At 74.5% G+C, this 1686-nt stretch carries 1 protein-coding gene; it reads left to right on the forward strand.

Going from position 1 to position 1686, the window contains the following annotated elements; all coding sequences use genetic code 11:
- The coding region (locus MXD58_RS27105) for an SDR family NAD(P)-dependent oxidoreductase (protein WP_250610735.1) at positions 1-1686 on the forward strand (1686 nt) is incomplete at both ends.

Raw genomic sequence — 1686 nt, forward strand, 5'->3', positions numbered from 1 at the left:
GCGCCGGGGGCGGCGGCGCTGGCGGCCGAGCTCGCCGGACTCGGCGCCCGGGTCACGGTCGCCGCCTGCGATGTCACCGACCGCGCCGCGGTGGCGAACCTCCTGGCGACACTGGCGGCGCAGGGGGACAGCCCGAGCGCCGTGGTGCATGCCGCGGGCGTCGAGCGCACCACGGCGCTCGCCGACCTGAGCCCCGCTGAGCTGGCCGAGGTGACCGCCGCGAAGATCGCTGGCGCGACCCACCTCGACGCGTTGCTCGATCATGATGCCCTGGAGGTCAACGTCTCCTTCTCGTCGGTCGCCGGCGTGTGGGGCAGCGGTGGCCAGGGCGCCTATGCGGCCGCGAACGCCTTTCTGGACGCGCTCGCGCAGCGGCGGCGCCACCGCGGTGGACGGGCGAGTTCCGTGGCCTGGGGTCCCTGGGCCGGCGGCGGGATGCTGGCGGCGGCCGGAGCGTCGCGTGCCGAGGACCTCCGCCGCCGGGGTCTGCCGCAGATGCCCCCGCAGGCCGCGATCGCGGCCTTGGTGGACGTGCTGAGCGGGGCGCCGGCCGGCGTCGCCGTCGCCGACGTGCGGTGGGATCGTTTCGCCCCCGCCTTCACCGCGATGCGGCCCAGTCCACTGATCGAGGACCTGCCCGAGGTGCGCCGCGTGCTGGCGGGCCAGCACGACGACCACGCCATGGGCCGCCCGGATCTGGCCGGCCAGCCGACCGGCGACCCTGCCGACCGATCGGCGCCCGCGGCCCCGCCGTCGATCGGCCAGGAACTCGGCGCGTTGGCCGCGTCCGAACGTCCCGCGGCGGTCCTGGAACTCGTGCGGGCCGAGACAGCTCTGGTGCTGGGCCATGTCTCCTCGGCGGCGATCGATCCGGCCCGGGCCTTCCGTGACCTGGGCTTCGACTCCCTGACCGCGGTCGACCTGCGTAACCGTCTGTGTGCCCGGACCGGCCTGCCGCTGCCCACGACCGTTGTCTTCGACGTCCCGACCCCACACGAACTCGCCGCTCATGTGCTCGCGCTGGCCTTCGGCGCCACCCCCGCCGAGGGACAGCCGCGGGACCAACGGACAACGGCCGGTGCCGGTGCCGGTGCCGCGGGCGGAGCCGAGGAGCCGATCGCGATCGTGGCGATGAGCTGCCGCCTGCCGGGTGACGTCACCTCGCCGGAGCAGCTGTGGGATCTGGTCGCCGCGGGCACGGATGCGATCCGCGGCTTTCCCACCGACCGCGGCTGGGACGTCGAGAGCCTCTACGACCCCGATCCGCGGGCACCGGGGAAGTCGTACGTGCGCACGGGCGGATTCCTGCACGACGCGCACCAGTTCGACGCCGACTTCTTCGGGATCTCGCCGCGGGAGGCGTTGGCGATGGATCCGCAGCAGCGGTTGCTGCTGGAGAGCACCTGGGAGGTGTTCGAGCGGGCCGGGATCGAGCCGGGGACGCTGCGGGGCAGCCAGACCGGGACCTTCGTCGGGCTGGCCGGCCAGGACTACGGCACCCGTGCCGCGGTGGCCGAGGCCGGTCTGGAAGGACACCTGCTCACCGGTACCGCGGGCAGTGTGGCGTCCGGCCGCCTCGCCTACACCTTCGGTCTGGAGGGGCCGGCGGTGACGGTGGACACGGCGTGTTCGTCGTCGTTGGTGGCGTTGCATCTGGCGGTGCGGGCGTTGCGGTCGGGGGAGTGC

It is taken from the genome of Frankia sp. AgKG'84/4 (genome assembly GCF_023242965.2).
Classification (GTDB): domain Bacteria; phylum Actinomycetota; class Actinomycetes; order Frankiales; family Frankiaceae; genus Frankia.